The 18,829-nt window shown below is 69.0% G+C and carries 14 protein-coding genes; 10 read left to right on the plus strand and 4 right to left on the minus strand.

The window, feature by feature from the left end; translation table 11 throughout:
- Window positions 1-4 precede the first annotated feature (4 nt).
- The 3 genes from OEB96_RS37150 to OEB96_RS37160 all read left to right on the plus strand — a co-directional run bounded on the left by OEB96_RS37150 (window position 5) and on the right by OEB96_RS37160 (window position 3,988).
- Window positions 5-556 (plus strand): DUF4351 domain-containing protein, encoded by a 552-nt coding sequence (locus tag OEB96_RS37150; RefSeq protein ID WP_266221628.1) that lies wholly within the window; start codon window positions 5-7, stop codon window positions 554-556.
- A 162-nt stretch (window positions 557-718) separates the two neighbouring features.
- Complete coding sequence (locus OEB96_RS37155; protein WP_266221629.1) at window positions 719-2,620, plus strand: hypothetical protein; 1,902 nt, start codon at window positions 719-721, stop codon at window positions 2,618-2,620.
- A 216-nt stretch (window positions 2,621-2,836) separates the two neighbouring features.
- Window positions 2,837-3,988: a hypothetical protein gene (locus OEB96_RS37160; RefSeq protein ID WP_266221630.1), complete on the plus strand. Its 1,152-nt coding sequence runs from the start codon at window positions 2,837-2,839 to the stop codon at window positions 3,986-3,988.
- 88 nt (window positions 3,989-4,076) lie between these two features.
- Here the strand turns inward: OEB96_RS37160 and OEB96_RS37165 are convergent, their stop codons facing one another.
- Together OEB96_RS37165 and OEB96_RS37170 are read right to left on the minus strand one after the other, a co-directional pair.
- A complete protein-coding gene (locus tag OEB96_RS37165) occupies window positions 4,077-7,856 on the minus strand; it encodes a lamin tail domain-containing protein (RefSeq protein ID WP_266221631.1) in 3,780 nt (1,259 codons plus the stop codon).
- 110 nt (window positions 7,857-7,966) lie between these two features.
- Window positions 7,967-9,091 (minus strand): serine/threonine-protein kinase, encoded by a 1,125-nt coding sequence (locus OEB96_RS37170; RefSeq protein ID WP_266221632.1) that lies wholly within the window; start codon window positions 9,089-9,091, stop codon window positions 7,967-7,969.
- A 21-nt stretch (window positions 9,092-9,112) separates the two neighbouring features.
- On the opposite strand from OEB96_RS37170, the gene OEB96_RS37175 reads away from it, so the two are divergent.
- The 4 genes from OEB96_RS37175 (at window position 9,113) to OEB96_RS37190 (ending at window position 13,665) form a co-directional block, all read left to right on the plus strand.
- Window positions 9,113-9,907, plus strand: coding sequence for an alpha/beta fold hydrolase (locus OEB96_RS37175; protein ID WP_266221633.1), 795 nt, complete (start codon window positions 9,113-9,115; stop codon window positions 9,905-9,907).
- A 177-nt stretch (window positions 9,908-10,084) separates the two neighbouring features.
- Complete coding sequence (locus OEB96_RS37180; protein ID WP_266221634.1) at window positions 10,085-12,286, plus strand: lamin tail domain-containing protein; 2,202 nt, start codon at window positions 10,085-10,087, stop codon at window positions 12,284-12,286.
- Between the two features lie 55 nt (window positions 12,287-12,341).
- On the plus strand, window positions 12,342-12,839 hold the full coding sequence (locus tag OEB96_RS37185; protein ID WP_266221635.1) for a GNAT family N-acetyltransferase: 498 nt from the start codon (window positions 12,342-12,344) through the stop codon (window positions 12,837-12,839).
- Between the two features lie 40 nt (window positions 12,840-12,879).
- Window positions 12,880-13,665 carry a crotonase/enoyl-CoA hydratase family protein gene (locus OEB96_RS37190; protein WP_266221636.1) on the plus strand — a complete coding sequence of 262 codons (786 nt, stop codon included), beginning with the start codon at window positions 12,880-12,882 and terminating at the stop codon, window positions 13,663-13,665.
- Window positions 13,666-13,698: 33 nt separating this feature from the next.
- On the opposite strand, the gene OEB96_RS37195 is transcribed toward OEB96_RS37190, so the two are convergent.
- Complete coding sequence (locus OEB96_RS37195) at window positions 13,699-14,169, minus strand: hypothetical protein (protein WP_266221637.1); 471 nt, start codon at window positions 14,167-14,169, stop codon at window positions 13,699-13,701.
- A gap of 284 nt (window positions 14,170-14,453) precedes the next feature.
- Entirely contained in the window at window positions 14,454-15,011 is a 558-nt protein-coding gene (locus OEB96_RS37200) for a hypothetical protein (protein ID WP_266221638.1), read from the minus strand.
- 404 nt (window positions 15,012-15,415) lie between these two features.
- On the opposite strand from OEB96_RS37200, the gene OEB96_RS37205 reads away from it, so the two are divergent.
- The 3 genes from OEB96_RS37205 to OEB96_RS37215 all read left to right on the plus strand — a co-directional run bounded on the left by OEB96_RS37205 (window position 15,416) and on the right by OEB96_RS37215 (window position 18,807).
- Complete coding sequence (locus tag OEB96_RS37205; protein ID WP_266221639.1) at window positions 15,416-15,922, plus strand: hypothetical protein; 507 nt, start codon at window positions 15,416-15,418, stop codon at window positions 15,920-15,922.
- A 322-nt stretch (window positions 15,923-16,244) separates the two neighbouring features.
- Window positions 16,245-17,261, plus strand: coding sequence for a hypothetical protein (locus tag OEB96_RS37210; protein WP_266221640.1), 1,017 nt, complete (start codon window positions 16,245-16,247; stop codon window positions 17,259-17,261).
- Between the two features lie 34 nt (window positions 17,262-17,295).
- Complete coding sequence (locus tag OEB96_RS37215; protein WP_266221641.1) at window positions 17,296-18,807, plus strand: hypothetical protein; 1,512 nt, start codon at window positions 17,296-17,298, stop codon at window positions 18,805-18,807.
- The last annotated feature ends 22 nt before the right edge of the window (window positions 18,808-18,829 follow it).

Here is an 18,829-nt window from a genome sequence, read left to right on the forward strand (position 1 = left end):
CCCATTGGCCACCTTCCTCCCCGGATGGCCTATCTTTCCCGAGATCGATCGCCTCCACTCCATCTTCGAGTTTCGTGAGCGCAGTTCTCACTGGCCCCTCGGGGACCAGCTCTCCATCCACCTTCTTCAGCTCGGCTCACTATCGCCACCACCCATCGACGACTATGCTGCTTCCGTACAACGCTGGGCTCGCTTCTTCACCGCCAAGAGTGACGACGCGCTCGACCTCCTCGCCTCGGAGACCCCCATCATGGCCCTTGCCACGCAGACGCTCGACATCCTCTCCCAAGACCACGAGACCTACCGCCGAGCTCGTGAGCGTGCCGACGCGCTCAAGCTCTATCAGATCGACCTCGCAGCCACCCGAGCGGAGGGCCGAGCCGAGGGCCGAGCCGAAGGCGAGGCACGGCTCCTTCTCAAGCTGCTCGGGCTTCGTTTCGGACCCCTACCTCAGGGGCTGCGAGCCCAGATCTCCACCGCGGCACCCGAGCAGCTCGATGCTTGGGCCGAGCGCATGCTCACGGCCACGAGCCTCGACCAGGTCCTCGCTCGCTGAAAGCGACTTCACGGGCACGCCCCGTCGAGCAACACGCAATCTTCGGTGACGAACGGCGCTACGCATCGTTCGGCGACCAACGTGCCGCCCGCGTCGTACACCCGTTCGGAGACCCAGGCGCCGGATGGCACCAATGCTGCAACACCTTCCGGTGGGCTCTCCATGACGCTCTCCCACCGCCATCCACGAAGGTCCTGGACCCGATCGACCGCGCGCGCTGGGCGAATTGCCCAAGCAGCTTGCCCAGGCACGCGCGTCACCCTGGCTGCGCTGCTCGGCCTGCTCGGCCTGGCCGGCCTGGCCGCGTGCAGCGTGGGTGCCGACACCAATGCCCGCGGTCCGGGGCTCGGCTTCGGCGGCCAGGACGACGAGGACGACCTCGACGCCGACGCGACCCCCACGGAAGAGCAGACCTTCACCCTCCGCCTCGACGACGCCACGCCCCCGCCGCTCTCGCTCGAGATGGATCGCGCCGAGGTCGTCGAGCTGTTCGGCGACCGGGCCGCCGACATCACCCTGCTCCAGCTCGACCCCACCCCGATGCTGGCCGATGCCTTGCTGGCGGTGCGCGACTCGTGCGGCACCGCCTGGCAGCAAGACTCCGACGACCCCGGACACGATTGCTCGCTCACCCCGCTCGGCCAGACCTACAAGGGCAGCGACGGCACGTGGCGGTCGAGCAGCGAGTACGCGATGGTCCGCCTGCTCACCATGACTCCCGCCAACGTGGTGGTGGAGGGCACCACCAGCGAGGGCCTCGCCGAGCTGGCCGACTCCATGCCGCTGCTCATCGGCAGCTACGGCACCGTGCTCTCGGATGCGCTGGGGGTCCCTCGCACCCAGACGGTGGTGTCCAACGACGCGCTGGTCACCGCCTTCCGCGAGTACTTCGTCAAGACCCACCCCGCCGCGCTGCCCGACGGCACCCTGCCCATCACCCTCGAGGATGCGCTCTCCGACATGGCGACCCTCAGCGCCCGCCTCGGGCCCGCGGGGGCGCACCCGGGCATCGTGGATCCGAGCGCGCCCATGCACGGCGAGGTGTTCGGTCCCGGGTTCAAGATGGTCGCGGTGGCCGAGTCCAACCTGCGCCTGCGCGATGGCGTCGACGTCGACGGCGTGGGCAAGACCTATGCGACCACCCTCGAGGGGCCCGACGGCGCCGCGCTGCACTTCGACTTCGCCGATCCCGCTGCATTTCGGGTGGAGGGCCTGGTGGAGGAGCTCCAGATCGACCTGCGGATCCGCGTGCACGAGCACGACGACTTCGTGGGCTCGTGCGTGGGTGCCCAGGCCTGCAAGACCAACCTCCCCGGCGCTCCGCTCCACAACGGCACGGTCTGGGCCATGGAGCCCTGGACCACCGAGGTGCTGATCGCTGCGGCCGCCTACGAGGACTACGAGGACCGCGTGTTCTCGCAGACGTATGCGATCGGCACCGCCAGCATCGAGATCGGCCACAACGGGAACCCACCGGGCTGGCTCGAGTACGACGTGTTCCTCGACATGGGGAACCCGCCCAAGGACCAGTTCCTGTGGGAGACGGTGCTCGAGGTCGCGCAGGTGGCCCTGCACCACACGCCCTACACCTCGCTGCCCGAGGGCGGCGCCGACGTGGCCTTCACCCTGCAGGGGGTCGACGTGGGACTGACGGGCACCGAGGCCGCCGACGCCGTGCGCCCATTCCTCCAGCAGCAGAGCACCGAGATCTCCGACTACCTGCTCGGCAACGTCTACGACGACAACGTGGGCATCGACTTCTACTACCGACGCGGCGAGGACGGGGTGCCCTACGTGTTCTTCGTGGCGCCGTCCGATCTGCCGCAGGGCACCGCCTACGCGCACCCGATCCCGGGCTTCTTCGACGACCCGGGGCTCGCGGAGGACACCAAGGTCTCCGAGCGCGAGCTCATCGGGGTCGCCGACACCGAGCACGAGAAGCTCGCCATCACCGAGGGGCAGACGGTGGTGTACTTCGCCGACGAGCACGGGCAGCGCTACCGCGCCCGCTTCGTGCACCGAGGGGACGACCGCGAGCTCGAAGTGGCCGTGGGCGCACTGTGAGCCCGTGGTCCCATTGCGCAAGTTACGCGATCTCATGTTGGTCTTGTTGACGAATTGGTTTCCCAGCAAAACACACGTAAGCTACCATTGCTCATGCTCAGAAGCCCCTCTGGCACAGCAATACTTTCATTCCTTCTTCTCGGTTGCCCCGCCGAGCCCGACCCTCCCGCGGATACGGAGGATGGATCGACGGGCTCCTCGACCTCGATGGTCTCGATGACCTCGAGCCCTCCCGGCGACACCTCCACGACGGCGGGCGACGAGACCACGACGGGCTCGACGAGCGAGGGCTCCGAGTCGAGCGGCGACACCACCGGACCGCCGCCGCCTTCCTTCGAGTGCCCACCCACCGACAACCAGTGCAGCCTTCAGGAGCAGGACTGCCCGCAGGGATTCAAGTGCATCTTGTGGGACGCCGAGGGCGACCTCGTCGAGCCCGATGCCACCATCTGTGCCCCGGTCGACGAGAGCCCCGCCGAGCTCTACGCCAACTGCACCAACGACATCGCCACGTGCACCGACGACTGCCCCGGTGGCGCCGCCTGCCTGCCCTTCTACGACGACGGCGGCACGTGCCTCGACCTCTGCGACGCGAACGACGAGTGCCCCGGTGATCAGGTGTGTCAGACGTGTGGCTCGTGCGCGGCCGCGTGGTGCGTCCCCACCTGTGATCCGCTCGCCCCCGACTGCCCCGAGACCCTGGGAGACTGCGTGCTCGACGGGAGCTTTGGACAGGTCGCGTTCTCGTGCCAGTGGGAGCTGGGCCCCGCCGGGCTCGGCGACCCCTGCTTCGACGTCTCGGACTGTGCCCAGGGCTTGATGTGCACCGAGCAAGAGGACCTCGGACCGGGCTGCCTCGACCCCGCCTGCTGCACCGAGCTGTGCGACCTCGACGATCCCGCCGCCGTGTGCAGCGACCCCGCCCACGTCTGCGTGCCCCTGTTCATCCCCGGCCAGGCGCTGCCCAGCCAGGAGCACATCGGCAAGTGTGCCCTGCCCGAGGCGCATCCCTGTGCCGAGCCCTCGTTCTGCCCGCCGCCGGGCATCGACGACGGCGCCTATGCGTGGTGCTCGGTCAACAACGAAAACTTCTGCACCGGCATCGGCATCTTCGGCCTCTCCAGCGCACTCGACTGCATCCAGCAGTGCTTCTGCGTCGACAACTGCGCCGTGGATGCCGACTGCCCCGCGCCGGCCACGGGCACGGCCGCGCCCATCTGCCTCGACCAGGGCCCGGGGACGGAGAACGACCGCTGCGTACTGCCGTGCGGAGGCGGCGAGGTCTGCCCCGACGGGATGGTCTGCTCGGCCGCGTGGGGCGACATCTGCATGTGGGAATCGGCCCTGCCCTCCGACGAGTGCATCTGATCCACTTCTTCGCCCGAGGCCGAGCGAACCCGACCGGCCGCCATCGAAGCGCGGCCGGTCGCCCGCTGGCGCCCTGCGGGGCGCCGACTCACGGGAACGGCACGCAGGCCAGCGGCGCCGGGTTGGCCTCGAACGCCCACGTCCCGTCGGCCTGGCGGCGGATCGAGTCGGCCGCCGGGGCATTCTCCACGTCGACCGCCGCCGCCATGCCGGTCTCGTCGATCAGCCCGTTGGTGTTGTTGGTGCCGTAGACCACCGCGTCGATCGGCACCGTGGCCGCTCCGACCATGGCCGCCGGGACGTCGAACAGCGCCACCCCGTCGGCGGTGGCCCCCGAGTTCTGGATGTCGGGATTGAAGTCGGTGGCTTGGTCGAACATGGCAGCGCCCGGGAAGCCGCTGTCGGCGTTGCCCATGGGCCCACCGACCACGAAGCACTCACCCGGGTCGATCGTCCCGGCCAGATTCAGCGTGCCGTAGATATAGTTCGAGCCGCCCCAGCCGAGGCTGTGCCCGGCCAGGTTCACCGCGGCGCCGGTACCATTGTAGATCTTCACCCACTCGAACTGATCGTCGGTCCCCGTGTGGTTGTAGTAGACCTCGGCCAGGATCAGGTTGGGGAAGACCGGGGAGTCGATCACCGAGACCACGGCATCGCTGGTGGCGGGGCCGATGGCAGCGGTGACGGTCTCGTCGCCCTCGCACGCCCCGGTGGTCACCGTGAACGTGGCCGACAGCATGCTGGCCGGCACGACCACGTTGGCCGGCACGCTGGCGCATGCCCCCGGAGCGATCGACAGATCGACCACCTGCCCCCCGGCGGGCGCCGGAAGGTTCAGGGTCACGGTGAGATCGGCCATGTCGGAGAGCGGCACCGCCAGCGCACTGGGGCTGAGCGTGGGCACGCGCGCCTGGGCATCGTCGTAGACCTGCACCGAGGCCACGAGCATCACCCCATCGAGGCTCGCGGTGACGTCGGCGGTGCCCAGCGACACGCCGTCGAGCAGCACCGGAGCGCTGTCGAGCCCCATGGGCACGATCACCTGCGCCGGACCGCTCACGATGCCGGGGTCGCCGTAGCCGAGGGCCACCGGGGTGTCGGCGAGCACCGGCGCCGAGAGCTGGACCAGGAGCGGCGGGATGGTGGGCGCGGCGATCGACCCCACCAGCAGATATGCATCGGACTGCCCCAGGCTCACCAGGCTGGGCGGGTAGTCGAACAGCTCGCGCGGCTCGAGCTTGGTGTACTGGTTGGCCCAGCGCAGCACGCCGGTGATCTGCGTGTAGGTCTGTCCCATCAGCGGGTAGGGGCTGACGCAGTAGAAGAAGTCGTTGACCCGCAGGCCACCGGCAACCTCGAACTCGCACCCCCCCATGTCGCCCGGACCCGCCGGCGGCGCGGGGTTGGTGACGACCGCACCGGGCACCATCACCAGCACCGCATCGAGCTCGGCCTGGAGCGGCCCACCCTCCACCACGTCGGCGGGGGTGGTGATCTCGGGCTCGGGGAGCGGGTTGCCGCCGCTGAGGACCGTGGCCGGAGGCGACCCCGAGCCATCGAGCTGGATCTGCCCGAAGTAGTCGTTGACGATGCCCGAGACGTCGACGCGATCACCGACGGCCGGCTTGAAGCCCGCGCCCACGTAGACGTAGAGCCCGCTCCACTCGACGCCCTGGTAGCCGGCGTCGTCGGGGTGCACCTGCACGAAGAAGCCGGGGGCCGCGGCGGACGACGCGGTGACCACCACGTCCTCCACCACCACCGTCTCGCCCGGGGTGATCGTGCCGTCCTTGATGTCGTAGACGCTCACCGGGCACGCCGTGCCGCCCGGATTGGCCACCATGGGGCACACGTCGCAGGCATCGCCGACCCCGTCGGCGTCGGCATCGGCCTGATCGCCGTTGGCCACGTACGGGCAGTTGTCGGCGGGATCGACCACGCCGTCGCCGTCCTGGTCGAACACGTCGGGGACGGCACAGCCCTCACCCGGCGCCAGCGGGCACCGGTCGCAGGCATCACCCAGACCATCGGCGTCGGAATCGGCCTGGACGCCATTGTCGAGCGGACGCACCGGGTTGAACACGCCGGGGCAGTTGTCCTCGGAGTCGCTCAGGCCATCGCCGTCGGGATCGCCCGCCCCGCCGCGGTTGGGGAACTCGTCGGGCCGCGCCGGATCGCACGAGGGCTCGTCGTCGGGATCGCCGCAGAAGAACAGCGGATACGAGGCCCCGTTGACCGCCCCGGTGATCTGGGCGCTGGTGAGCCCCGCATCGAGCCCGGCGCACAGCCGCTTGTCCACCCCGCACACGTCGAGGGTCTCGCAACCGCCCACGTCGACCGGGTCGACCAGCCCCTCGATCACGCTCGCATCGCCGTGCAGCGGACGGCCACCGCGCAGCACCAGCGCCACGTCCTCCACGTTGGCCCCGATGATCGCCCGGTAGGCCGTGTCACCCGCCGCGAGCCCCGAGCCGTCGAAGATCGCCAGGTCGGCCACATGGCCCGCCTTGATGAGGCCGATCTGATCGTCGGCCCCCTGCGAGACCGCGGCCCAGTAGGTCGACATCAGCCACAGCTCGAGATCGGAGAACGCTCCGCCCAGGTGGTCCTGGTTGAACGAGTCGGCGCACGCCAGCTCGCGCAGCACGTTCATCGAGCCGCTCGCGGTCCAGTCGGTGCCCAGGGCCATGCGCACGCCCAGGTTGCGATAGGTGGTCAGCTCGGCCGTGATGCCGTAGAGGTCCACGTTGGAGCGCGGCGACCACACCAGCATCGCGCCCTCGTCGCCCATCAGATCGATGTCGATGGCGCGCATGCCGATGCCGTGGATCACCGAGGTGTTGCCCTCCATGAGGTCGTTGCCGCCGGCCGCCCCCGAAAGGCACAGGAACTCGTTGCGCGCCTCGTGGGTGATGCCCTCGGCGATGTGCGGCATGTACACGTCGGCCAGCAGGTTGCCCGTGCCATCGATGAACGGGTAGTCGCAGCCGGCGTCCAGCATCGTGCCGTTGCTGTCGCCCAGCGGGAACGTGCGGTAGTTGACGTCGACCCCGGAGAGCCCCTCGGTGAGCTCGACCCGGTCGAGGTTGCGCAGCAGCCCCTGCGCCGAGGCCCCGCCCACCGAGCCGCTGATGCTGGTGGCACCCCCCAGGAGCATGCGCAGCTCACCGTAGAGCACCCCCTCGCGCGAGCTGTTGGAGCCCGGGAAGGTGTCGAGCTCGGTTGCACCGTTCAGACCCAGGCGCCACTCGTGGCGATGGTCGTAGCGCTCGATGCCATGCGGCACCGGCTGCGACAGGGTGAAGGTGATGTGGTCGTGTGGATTGATGAGCCCGGGCGAGATCACCCCCTGCTCGCAGGCCACCACGGTGGCGGTGGAAGCCTCGGGCTCGGCTCCGCAATCGCAGCCCACGCAGGTGATGCGCCCGTTGGGATTTCCGGGGTCGGAGGTGTCCACGAGCACCGTGCCGTTCTCGTAGACGTCGAAGCCCGCGAGCACCGTGCCCTGCAGCAGCAGCGTGGAGCTGCCCGGAGTCACCGCGCACACCTGCCCTGCCGGGGCGGGGTCGATCACGTTGTCGCAGACGATCGTCTCGCCGGGAGGCGGCGGCGGCTCCCCCGTATCGGTGTCCGTGTCCGTGTCGCCCATGGTGGCGGTCGCCGTGGTGTCGAGCGTCGTCCCTCCCATGGTGGTGTCGACGCCACTGGTCGTGGTCCCGTCGGCGGTGACGGTGACCGGGCCCATGGTGGTGGACTCCGTCTCGGTATCGGTGTCGACCGGAACCGGATCGGGATCGGGACAACCACTCGCGAGCACGAGACCGGCGAGCGGCGCGAGCAGCCGCGACGAGACACGTAGATGAGACATTAGTCCAACCCCTTCTGGCGGGAGCATCAAAGGCTCACGCGGGCATGTCAAGCACCGACGACGCGTCCGCTCGTGAGCGACCGGCGATCGGATCCGCTTCGTCGGGGAGATCACTCCTCGTCCGTCTTGCGGTCACGGCCAAACCAGTAGAGCGTGCCGACCAGCACCGGAATCGACACCAACAGCAACACCAACAGGATGAAGGCCCGGGTGACCACGCACAGCCCGATCGACACCCAGAAGTACGCCAGCATCCCGATGCGCTGCCGTTGCGTGAGCCCCTGCCACACCGCGGCCACGGAGCCTGGGCCCTCGTTTGCCGGCCGCATGGTCCGCGCCTGCGACGGCTCGAGCGCCAGGGACTCGCGATCCGATTGCGGCTCGCCCCGAGCCAGTCGAGCGCGAACCTCTGCGACCGATCCCAGCCGTTGGTCGGGGTCGGCCCGAAGCATCGCCTGGAGCACGGTGCGTAGCCGACCCGGTGCCATGACGGCGCCGAGATCCACCTCGAGCCCCTTGCGCGGCAGGGCGTCGGCGTCCTCGCCCGCGGCCAGCGCCGCCAGCGTGGCCGCCAGCGCGTGGAGGTCGGACGCCGGCGTGGAGCGGCCATGGAGCTGCTCGGGCGCCATGTAGCCAAAGGTTCCCACGCTCGACTCGCCCGTGGGCCGAAACGCCTTGGTCACCCCGCCAAAGTCGACCAGCACCGCCCGCCCGTCGGGTCGCACGATCACGTTGCCGGGCTTGATGTCGCGGTGGATCACCGGCGGATGCAGCCCGTGCAGGTACTCGAGCACGTCGAGCAATTGCATCAGCAACTCGAGCAGCTCCGCCTCGGATCGACGACGCCCCGACGCCAGGTCCTCGGCCAGCGTGCGGCCTTCGACCAGCTCGAGCACCAACAGCGACTGGCCTCGCTCCTCGTCGCGCAGATGCCCCAGATACGCCGGAATTCCAGGGTGCCGCAGCGACTCGAGCACCGCCCGCTCGCGCTCGAAGCGTTCATGGACCTTCCAGTCGGAGATCCGCCCCAGATCCAGCACCTTGATGGCCACCCACCGCTCGAGCGCGGTGTCGTGGGCCGCCACCGTGATCGCCTGTGCACCGCGGCCCAGCAGCTCCACCTCGGTGAAGCGCTCGGGCAGCGCGGGCAAGTCTGGCACGGTCGGGGGCACCGCGGCCATCGTCGGCGAGCCGGCGGCCCGCGGCAAGCCAACTCGACCCCACGGGCGAGCCATGACCGCGGTATCGTCGCGTCCATGCCGAGCCGCGTCCCTCGTCCCCTCGCCCTTGCTGCGCGCTGGCTCCTCGTCGTCGGCCTGGGCCTCTCGCTCCCGAGCTGCCGGTCCACGAGCGACGACCCCGCCACCTCGTCCGAGCCGCTCACGCTCGAGACGCTGCAGGATGGCGACGGCGCCAAGGCCTCGGGCAAGCGCCTCATGTCCTCGGCCCTGGGCCTGCACCGGCTCGACACCACCACGCCGCCCCCCACCAAGGCGGTGATCGGCGTCCACGGGTACGACAGCGAGGGCTACGAGTGGGTCTACCCGCTCAAGACCCTCGGCAAGGACGGCCGAGCCCGTACCTTCTTCCATCGCTGGGACTACACCCAGTGCCCCGAGCCCATGGCCGAGGCCCTCGGCAGGGCGCTCGACGAGCTGCTCGCCGCGCAGCCCTCGATCGAGTCGGTGCAGCTGGTCGCCCACAGCTACGGCGGGGTGATCACCGCGCTGATGGCCTCGCGCTACCACGGCAAGGTTCCGCTGCTGGTGGATCTGGTGGCCTCGCCCCTGGCCGGGCATCCCGGGATGTCTGGCGCGTGCAGCTACGACGGGGCGAAGGCCCCACCCGCCGATGCCCCGGTGACCCTGCGGCAGTGGCGTACCCAACAGCAGCTCGACGGCGCCTTCGACGATCTCGACACCGATCCTCAGATCGTCGATCTCCCCGGCGAGGTCACTCGCCTGCCCGAGACGTACCGAGGACATCGCCTGGGTCACAACTGGTCGATCTCCTGGGTGGTGGATCACCTCGACGGCGGAGCCCCGCCCTGAGCGGCGAGCCACGGGTCGCCTCCTGATCACGTGCAATCCCACACGCGGCACGCGGCAGATCTCCACCCTCGGTGGGCTGCGTGACGAACGTGTGAACGATCCCCGCGCGCGCCGAGAAGCGCTTGCTCCCACCGCAGGCGACGGGTAATGACCGAGCCCATACGGAAGGCCCTACGGATGGATCGCGTCAAGCTCTGCTTCCTGCTCGCCACCTGCCCCCTGCTCGCGTGTACCGACGTCCCCGAAGTCCCCGTCGTCGATGACTCGTCGACCGGCGACGAGTCGACCACCGGCACCGTCACCGTCACCCCCACCACCATGACGACCACGACGGCCGACTCGAGCACCACCGACGCGACCACCGGCGTCGACAGTACGGGCTCCGAGAGCGACAGCTCCTCGAGCTCCGACAGCGGCAGCTCCTCGAGCTCCGACAGCGGCAGCAGCTCCTCCTCGGGCGAGACCACCGGTGGGGTCTGCGGCAACGACGACCAAGACCCGGGCGAGCAGTGCGACGGCACCGATCTGGCCGGCTACAACTGCGTGACCCTGGGCATGGGCTTCACCGGCGGCGAGCTGGCCTGCGCCGCCGACTGCACCTTCGACACCTCGGCCTGCCTGGCCTGCGGCAACGACATGATCGACGCGGGCGAGGATTGCGACGGCGCCGATCTGGGCGGCAACGACTGCGCCAGCGTGGGCTTCGTCGACGGCACCCTGGCCTGCGCCGCCGATTGCACCTTCGACACCACGAGCTGCAATGCCTGCGGCAACGGGGTCGTCGACGCCGGCGAGTCCTGCGACGGCGCCGATCTGGGCGGCATGGGCTGCGCCGACCTGGGCATGGGCTTCACCGGCGGCGCCCTGGGCTGCGACATGGCCTGCGGCTACGACACCACCGGCTGCACCAACCTGCCCTGGCCCGTCGCCGGCGAGGTGATCATCACCGAGATCATGCAAAACCCCCAGGTGCTGCTCGACGCCGACGGCGAGTGGTTCGAGGTCTTCAATCCCACCATGGGGACCGTCTTCCAGCTGGGCACCTGCACGTTCGAGGGCGCGGCCGATCTCGGCTTCACCATCGACGTGGATCTCACGATCGGACCCATGGAGTATCGCACCTTCGCGGTGCAGTCGATGGTCGACCAGGGCTTCGTCGCCGACTATCAGTGGCCGCCCATGCAGTACAACCTCACCAACACGTCCGACACGGTGCGGCTCACCTGCGGCGGGGTGATCGTGGACGAGGTGAGCTACGACGACGGCGCGACGTTCCCCGATCCCAACGGGCAGAGCATGAGCCTCGACCCCTCCTCGTACGACGCCGTGCTCAACGACGACGGCACCAACTGGTGCGCGGGCTCGCAGAGCTACAACGGCGACTTCGGCACCCCGGGCACGGCCAATCCCGTCTGCATGGGTCCGGCGAGCTACCCCATCGACTTCTGCCGCCTGCAATTCCCCACCCTCGTCGACGAGCCCGAGGGCACCGACGTGGACGTGTTCGGCCGCGTCTTCATCGGGGGACTCACCGACATCTCGGGGGTCAACGATCCCGCGCCGGAGGTGATCGGCTACGTGGGCCATGGCCCCGACGGCACCGACCCCGCGATCGATCCGGGCTGGGTGTGGACGGCCGGCGTCCCCAATGCCGGCTACGGCCCCGCCTCGCCCGGCTACGAGGCCAACAACGACGAGTACCATGCGGTCCTGTCGGTCCCCAGCCCGCCGGGCTCCTACGACTTCGCGTTCCGCTTCAGCGGCGACGGCGGCGCGACCTTCACCTACTGCGATGGGCAGCCCGCCGGCAACTCCGACGGCTATCAGCCCGCCAACGCCGGCCAGATGACCTCGCAGCCCGGCGCTCCTCCGCCGCCGATGTTCTTCAGCGAGTACGCCGAGGGCAGCAGCAACAACAAGGCGCTCGAGGTCTACAACCCGTCGGGCGTCGCCGCCGATCTCACCTCGTGCGAGATCCGGTTCTACTTCAACGGTGCGATGGCGGCCACCACCACGATCCCGCTGGGCGGCATGCTGGCGGCCGACGACGTGCTGGTGGTCTGCGACGACAGCATCGACGCGGCCGTGTTCGCTCCCATGAATTGCGACGTGCTCGCAGCCGGCACGTTCTACAACGGCGACGACGCCATCGAGCTCGCGTGCAGTGGCGTCACCCTCGACGTGATCGGGCAGATCGGCTTCGACCCCGGCGCCGAGTGGCTGGTGGGCGGGGTGGGCACGCAGGACGAGACCCTCCGCCGCAGCTGCACGGTGGCCACGGGCGACGCCAACGGGTTCGACGTGTTCGATCCCTCGCTCGAGTGGGCCAGCTTCCCGCAGAACACCTTCGCCGACTTCGGGCAGCACATCTGCCCGTAGCCCCCGGGCCGCGCCGCGGGGCTCGACGGAGCCTCGCGGCGCGCGGAGACCTCTCATGCCAGCACCGTTGAACATCAAGCGCGCGACGCCCGAGCTGCTGCCACGCCTCGAGGAGATCCGCGAGGCCGCGTTCGCGCCGGTGTTCGAGTCGTTCCGCTCGATCATGGGCGACGAGATCTACGGGCGTGCACAGGCCCGCGACGATGCAGCCCAGGGCGAGCTGCTCGCCTCGCTGCTCGCGCCCGACTCCGGGTGGGAGGTCTACGCCGCCGAGCACGAGCAGCGGGTGGTCGGCTTCGTGTCGATCCGCTTCGACCACGAGACCAAGGTGGGCGAGCTCGGGCTCAACGCAGTGCTCCCCGATCACGCCGGCCACGGGATCGGAACGCAGATGTACGAGCATGCCATCGCGCGCATGAGGGAGGCGGGCATGCGGGTGGCCTTCGTCGGCACCGGCGGCGATCCGAGCCACGCCCCCGCCCGCCGCGCCTACCAGAAGGTGGGGTTTGGCGTGGAGCTGCCCACCGTGTGGATGTACCGGACGCTCGACTAGCAGGAGCGCACCGCGACCCGACCGGGCTATCCTGCCGTCGATGACCGACGCCGCGCCCTCCGAAGGCCGCATCGTGACGCGCGTGTACGATCACGTGCTGACGATCACCATCGACCGTCCCGCCAAGCGCAACGGCTTCACGCCGGAGATGATCCTCCAGCTGGCGGAGGCGTACACGACCTACGAGGAGACCGACTCGCTGTGGTGCGCGGTGCTGCGAGCCGAGGGCCCGTGCTTCACGGCCGGGCTGCAGCTCGACCGCTTCACCATCACCGATCGCTTCGTTCCCGAGGGCCTCGTCGATCCGCTGGGGCTGCTGCCTCCGCTGCGGCGCAAGCCGGTGGTGGCGGCGGTCCACGGGATCTGCTTCACCATCGGCATCGAGCTGATGCTGGCGGCCGACGTGGTGATCGCCGCGCCCGACACCCGCTTCGCCCAGCTCGAGGTCAAGCGCGGCCTGATGCCGTTCGGCGGTGCCACCATGCGCATGGTCGAGCGGGCGGGCTGGGGCAACGCCATGCGCTGGCTGCTCACCGGCGGCGAATTCGACGGCCACGAGGCGCTGCGCATGGGACTCGTTCAGGAGCTGCGGCCCGCAGACGAGGTCCATGCGCGCGCCCTGGAGCTCGCACAGGAGATCGCCGAGCAGAGCCCGGTCGCCGTGCTCGAGACGCGGGCCTCGGCCCTGCGCTACGCCGAGGCGGGAGAAGCCGCCGCCGTGGCCGACTTCCCCGCCCAGCTGCGCCGCATCGCCCACAGCGAGGACTTCGCCGAGGGCGTGCGGTCGTTCGTGGAGCGCCGCAAGGCGCGGTTCACCGGGCGCTGACGCCTCCAGTGTCGAGCGAGCGAGCGGGCCGAGCTAATTGGGCAACCGCGCTTCGTCTCCATCGAGCGCGGTGGTCAGCACGCGGGTGATCCGCACGAAGTGGGTCATGCCCGTGCCGTCGAACGGGTTGCACATCGCCATCATGCCCATGCGCGAGCGCTCGTCGTAGAACACGCACGCCAGGCCGTTGGACCCCGTGACCGCGCCGTGCCAGAAGTCGGTGCCGCGGATCTCGAAGAACGAGTCGAACAGCGGCACGAAGCCGGGTCGGAGCTGCGGCGCGACCTGGTGGACGATCGCGTGCAGCACGTCGTGCCGACGACGCTCGCTGCTCGACCACAGCGCCGGTGACCGCACCACCTGCTCGTCGAACACCTCGAACAGGTCGGAGAACTCGGTGACGGTGGGGATGCGCTCGCGGATCGTCTCGATCGCGGCGAGCAGCTCGGGAGGAGGAAGCGAGCCGGTGGTGGGCTCGGTCTCGGTGGCTTGGGGGGTGCTCATGGCGACCAACGTGACCGCTGCGTCGGCATCGTCACCCGCTGTGTGCACGGCATTCGAACGCTCGAGCATGGTGGCCAACCGTCGAGCCACGCTGGCCAACGGGTCGGCCACTGCGTCTCACCGGCTGGCCACCTCTTGCCCTCGATGGCCCGTCGGCGGGCCGATCCGAGTGCGTTCCCACGGTCACCGCCGAGGCCGATCGCGGCCCACGCGAGGCCCCGACGAGCTCCGCAGCACGCGCGCATCTCCGACCGCTCGCTCGCGTCGCCGAGCGAGCGACTCGATCAAAGGGCCGCGACCGGGACCGGTCCGGAGCCGACTCGATGCGCCTTGGCCACGATCGTCGACTCGTCGCGCCCGCGACGCTCGTCGCTGCGCGCCATCACATAGGAGAAGCGCGACAGCTCGATCTCACCGCCGGGGTCGAGCGGAGCGCATACTGCCACCAGACCCTTGCCGGTGCGCTCGTCATAGAAGAAGCACGCCAGCCCAGACTTGCGGTTGCCCGCGCCATCGGTGAGCTTGCCGCTGATCACTCCGTGCCAGAAGCCAGCGCCGTGCACCTCGAACAGCGCGTGGTTGGTCGGCTCGAACCCCGAGTGCAGTCGGGCCGAGAGCCGAGTCGCGACCGAGAGCAGACCATCGTGCTCGCGGGTCTCGCTGCAATCGAACAGCTCGGGCTCACGCGCCACGTGCTCGTCGTAGTAGTCGTAGAGATCGGCCAGCTCCTGGGTGCCGTGCAGTCGGGCGCGGAGGCTCTCGATGCGTAGCTGGAGGTGGGGAAGTTGAGCACCGTGTGCAGAAGAGGGGCTTCGCGGGGGGCCGTGCGATCGCCAGTGCATCCGAAGAAACTGACAGACATCCGGGCTACGTCACCCGAATTTCTCTCGCCAAAATGGGACTCGAGGGGAATGTGTCCCGTGTTGGGACGAAGCTCTTCCAAGTCCGTCGGGGATTCCCTGGGTGGACCGTCATGGCAGGACCGTGAACGGACACCGCGAAGACCCGGGCCCCACCTCGTCGATGGTGGGGCTCGGCGTCCGACGAGCGCCCGCAACGGGCGCGCTTCGTTTCCAAGCGTGGAGCCGGGGGGTGCGCTACCGTCGGATCCGTGTCTCGCAGAGCCTTCGTCGTGCTCGTGTCTTGGATGTTCTCGGGCCCGATCGCTTGTGGGCAGCAAGAAGATCCCGATGCTCGGGCTCGAGACGTAGGGCCCGCGAGCCCGGCGTCGGAGGTGAGTCCCAAAGTGGAACTCGTCCCCGAGGCCAAGGCGAAGCCCGACGAGGGCGAGCCACCCGCCAGGGCGCTCGACGAGATCGCCTTCGAACTCGACGGCCAAGATCGGCACCTCACGGTCCGAGATCCCGGGCACGCCACCATCAATCGTCTGAGTGCGCCACCAAGCGTCGCCATCATTGCCAGCGCCGAGGGTTCGTCCGAGACGCTGATCCTCAAGCTCGGAGGAGTCGACCTCGATCGAGCGGCCCTGCCGCTCGAGCTTCACCTGGGCGAGCAAGGGGTGTCGGCCACCTATATCGACCCGAGCGGAGTGCGTAGCTCGGGTCGGGTCGACGACGGGGTCGGGGCCGAGGATCACTTGACGATCGACACATGGGACCCCGAGCAACGCCGGCTCCGAGGACGGTTCGCGTTCACCGTAATAATTTCGGGGGCAGCGCGCACATTGACGCGTGGCTCGCTCGACGTCGTCCTGCACGATCCATTCGATCGTCGATCGACCCCGCCTCGGTAGTCCGAGATCGTCACCGACACACAGCGGGAGCCGCGTCTCCCCGGGTGTGCATACATGTGACCGAAAAGATCGGCGCTTGAACTATTTCGCCTACATTTTTTTCTCACATCCCGCACAGTTCAATTGCTAGCCCCGTCTCCCCTCCGAGGCGTCGAGAGTGCCCCGCTCGGCGACCTCCAGACGGTGCTCATTGCCCTTGGGAAGGCTCGAATCCGAGCCACCCCATTGGGTGGTCCGTGTTTGGGCCACCCCCCTCGTCCTCCCTCTCGCCACCACCGCCCCCGCCCGACAGGACCGTCGGGCGGATGGAGTCCCCGTGCCCATGCCAACACGTCGCCCTCGTCTCCGCCCCTCCCTCCCCGCCACCATTCTCGCAGTCCTCGGCACGTTCGCGCTGCTCGGTAGCGCACCCGCCGAGGCCAAGAAGAAGAAGCCCGATGGACCCTACTCCACGGGCGATCTCGAGCACGGCGAGCTGTTCTTGCCGCTCTATCGCGGGGCCACGGTGCCCTTCGAGCTGAGTGTCATCGCCACGCCCGACTGCTCTGCCCCGCTCGACATGACCCTGTCGTGGGATGCCGACGACGACGAGCTCACGGTCGAGATCAAGGGCAAGGGCGCGCTCGAGCCCCACCCCAACCTCTACCGAACCGCTGGTGTCGACTTCTTTCCCAATCAGTTCAATCCGCAGGTCGAGGACGTGATCGACGGTCGCTATCAATTGTGGCTCATCAGCGCGTCGGGACCGATGCTGATGTTCTATTACGACCCCGTCACGCTCGACCTGCTCGGCAGCGAGTACGACTTCGAGGTCCCGCCTCCTGCCATCGCGATCTCGTTTCCCACGCTCTACCTGGTGCCCACCCCGTTCTTTCAGCCCGACGAGGACGGCGATGTGGACGAGACCTTCACCTACTCCTACGAGGCGATGACCCGCGGCGATCGCCCCGATCTCGCACACTTCTACATCACGTTCCCCCCGCACAACTTGTGCTTCGCCAATCCCGACCGGCTCGATCTCTCGACCCTGCGACCGTACCTGACCGATCCCCGTCCGGCCGACGAAGCCCGGCCGTGGTCGGACTGGCTGCGCGGAACGATGCTGTTCGACGTGACGGTGGAGCCGCCCGAGTATCACACCGAGCCCCCGCGGGTGACCTTCATGGGCAGCCACCAGAACTCCACCGCGGTGGGTGGCGGCCTCCCCGACGGCTGGAAGCTCGACCTCGACGCGGCGCTGATGGGGGTGGCCCCGCCCATCCGCCCGTGGCAAGGCGCCGGACTGTGCGAGCAGACCTTCGAACCCATGCACGCTCCGGGGATCAACTTCTGCCTCTAGGCGATCACGAGGACACGAGAAAGGAGCAACGACCATGAAGACGACCTTCCATGCCCTCCTGCCCGCCCTGACCCTGGCCCTGTCGCTCGGCGCTTGCGATGACGTCGACGGGCCCGATGACTTCGACGACAACGACCTCGAATTCCGCAAGGGAGGCCCGGGTGGGGGCCCGGGCGGAGGACCGGGCGGCGGACCCGGCGGTGGCCCGGGTGGTGGACCCCACGGTGGCCCGGGCGGTGGACCCCACGGGGGCCCCAAGCACAAGCCGATCACGATGAACACCGGCACCGACCAGCTCCACATGGTCGACGCCGTTCGCTTCGACACCCTGGCCCCCGGAGCCGACGCGGCTCACGGCCAGGCCGTGTTCGGGCTCGCGGCCGACGGAGTGAACGAGGATGTCACCGAGGCCCTGTTCGAGGGGGAGTCTCTGACCTACGGGGGCACGGTGGTCTCCAACGGGCGTACCTGCTTCACCTGCCACCGCGGCCCCAACGAGGCCTTCGGTCTGGGTCCGCTGCCGCTGTCGGGGCACATCCCTCCCACCGACACGCTGTTCACCGGCATCGATGCCGACGCCGGGGGCGATCCCGATGCGATGACCAACCTCGACCAGCACGGCCTGTTCAAGTATCGCTTCAATCGCTTCAACCCGGCCCGCGACATCGAAGACCCCTACCGGCAGGTATTCGGCTGGCGCAAGTCCCCGGGGCTGACCAACATCGGCTTCGCCCACGGCTTCCTCACCGATGGCCGCGGTCGGGTGATGTTCGAGACCGACCGCGGCGCGGTGTTCTCCCACACCCAGAACACCGACGAGCGCTTCGACGATCTCATCCGAGCCCGTCGCAGCGACTTCGACGACCTCGAGGCGTTCCTGTTCGGGATCGTGTCCGATCCTCAGCTGCTGGCGCTGCGCGACCCCGGCCATCCCGACCATGACGCGCTGGTGGAGGAGCCGTTCCTCACCGTGGATCTGCAGGCCGACGGCCCGTCGGCGCAGCTGCTGCACAAGCGCAACAAGGGCCGCAAGGTGTTCGAGGACCACTGCTTCCGCTCGTGTCACAACACGCCCAACGTGTTCAACAACCTCAGCAACGTGGAGGGGCTCGGCAACGGTGAGCGGCCCGAGGACTTCGTCCCCATGGGGCCCTCGGTCGGCCGCAACTTCAACGTGGGCGTGTCCGAGCGCAACGCGCACGGGCTGCGGTTCACCCGGCACATGGGCGGGGGCGTGTACCAGTCGGTCGTGGTCCCGCTGGCCAACGAGGACGGCTCGATCGACCTCCACGAGGTGCAGTTCGACATCGGGCTGGCCGCCTCCACCGGTCGCAGCGAGGACATCGGTCGCTTCAAGGTGCCGCAGCTGCGCAACCTCGCCGCCAACGCGCCCTACTTCCACGACAACTCGGCCGCCACCATCGAGGACGTCGTGGATTACTTCCTCTCCGACGACTACAACGACAGCAAGGACGGAATGCGGTTCCCGATCCACCTCACCAACAACCAGCGCGAGGACTTGATCGCGTTCCTCGAGGTGCTCTGAGCCCGCGAGCAGCCCTACGCCG

The sequence above is a fragment of the Paraliomyxa miuraensis genome (assembly GCF_026337845.1).
Lineage (GTDB): Bacteria > Myxococcota_A > Polyangia > Nannocystales > Nannocystaceae > Paraliomyxa > Paraliomyxa miuraensis.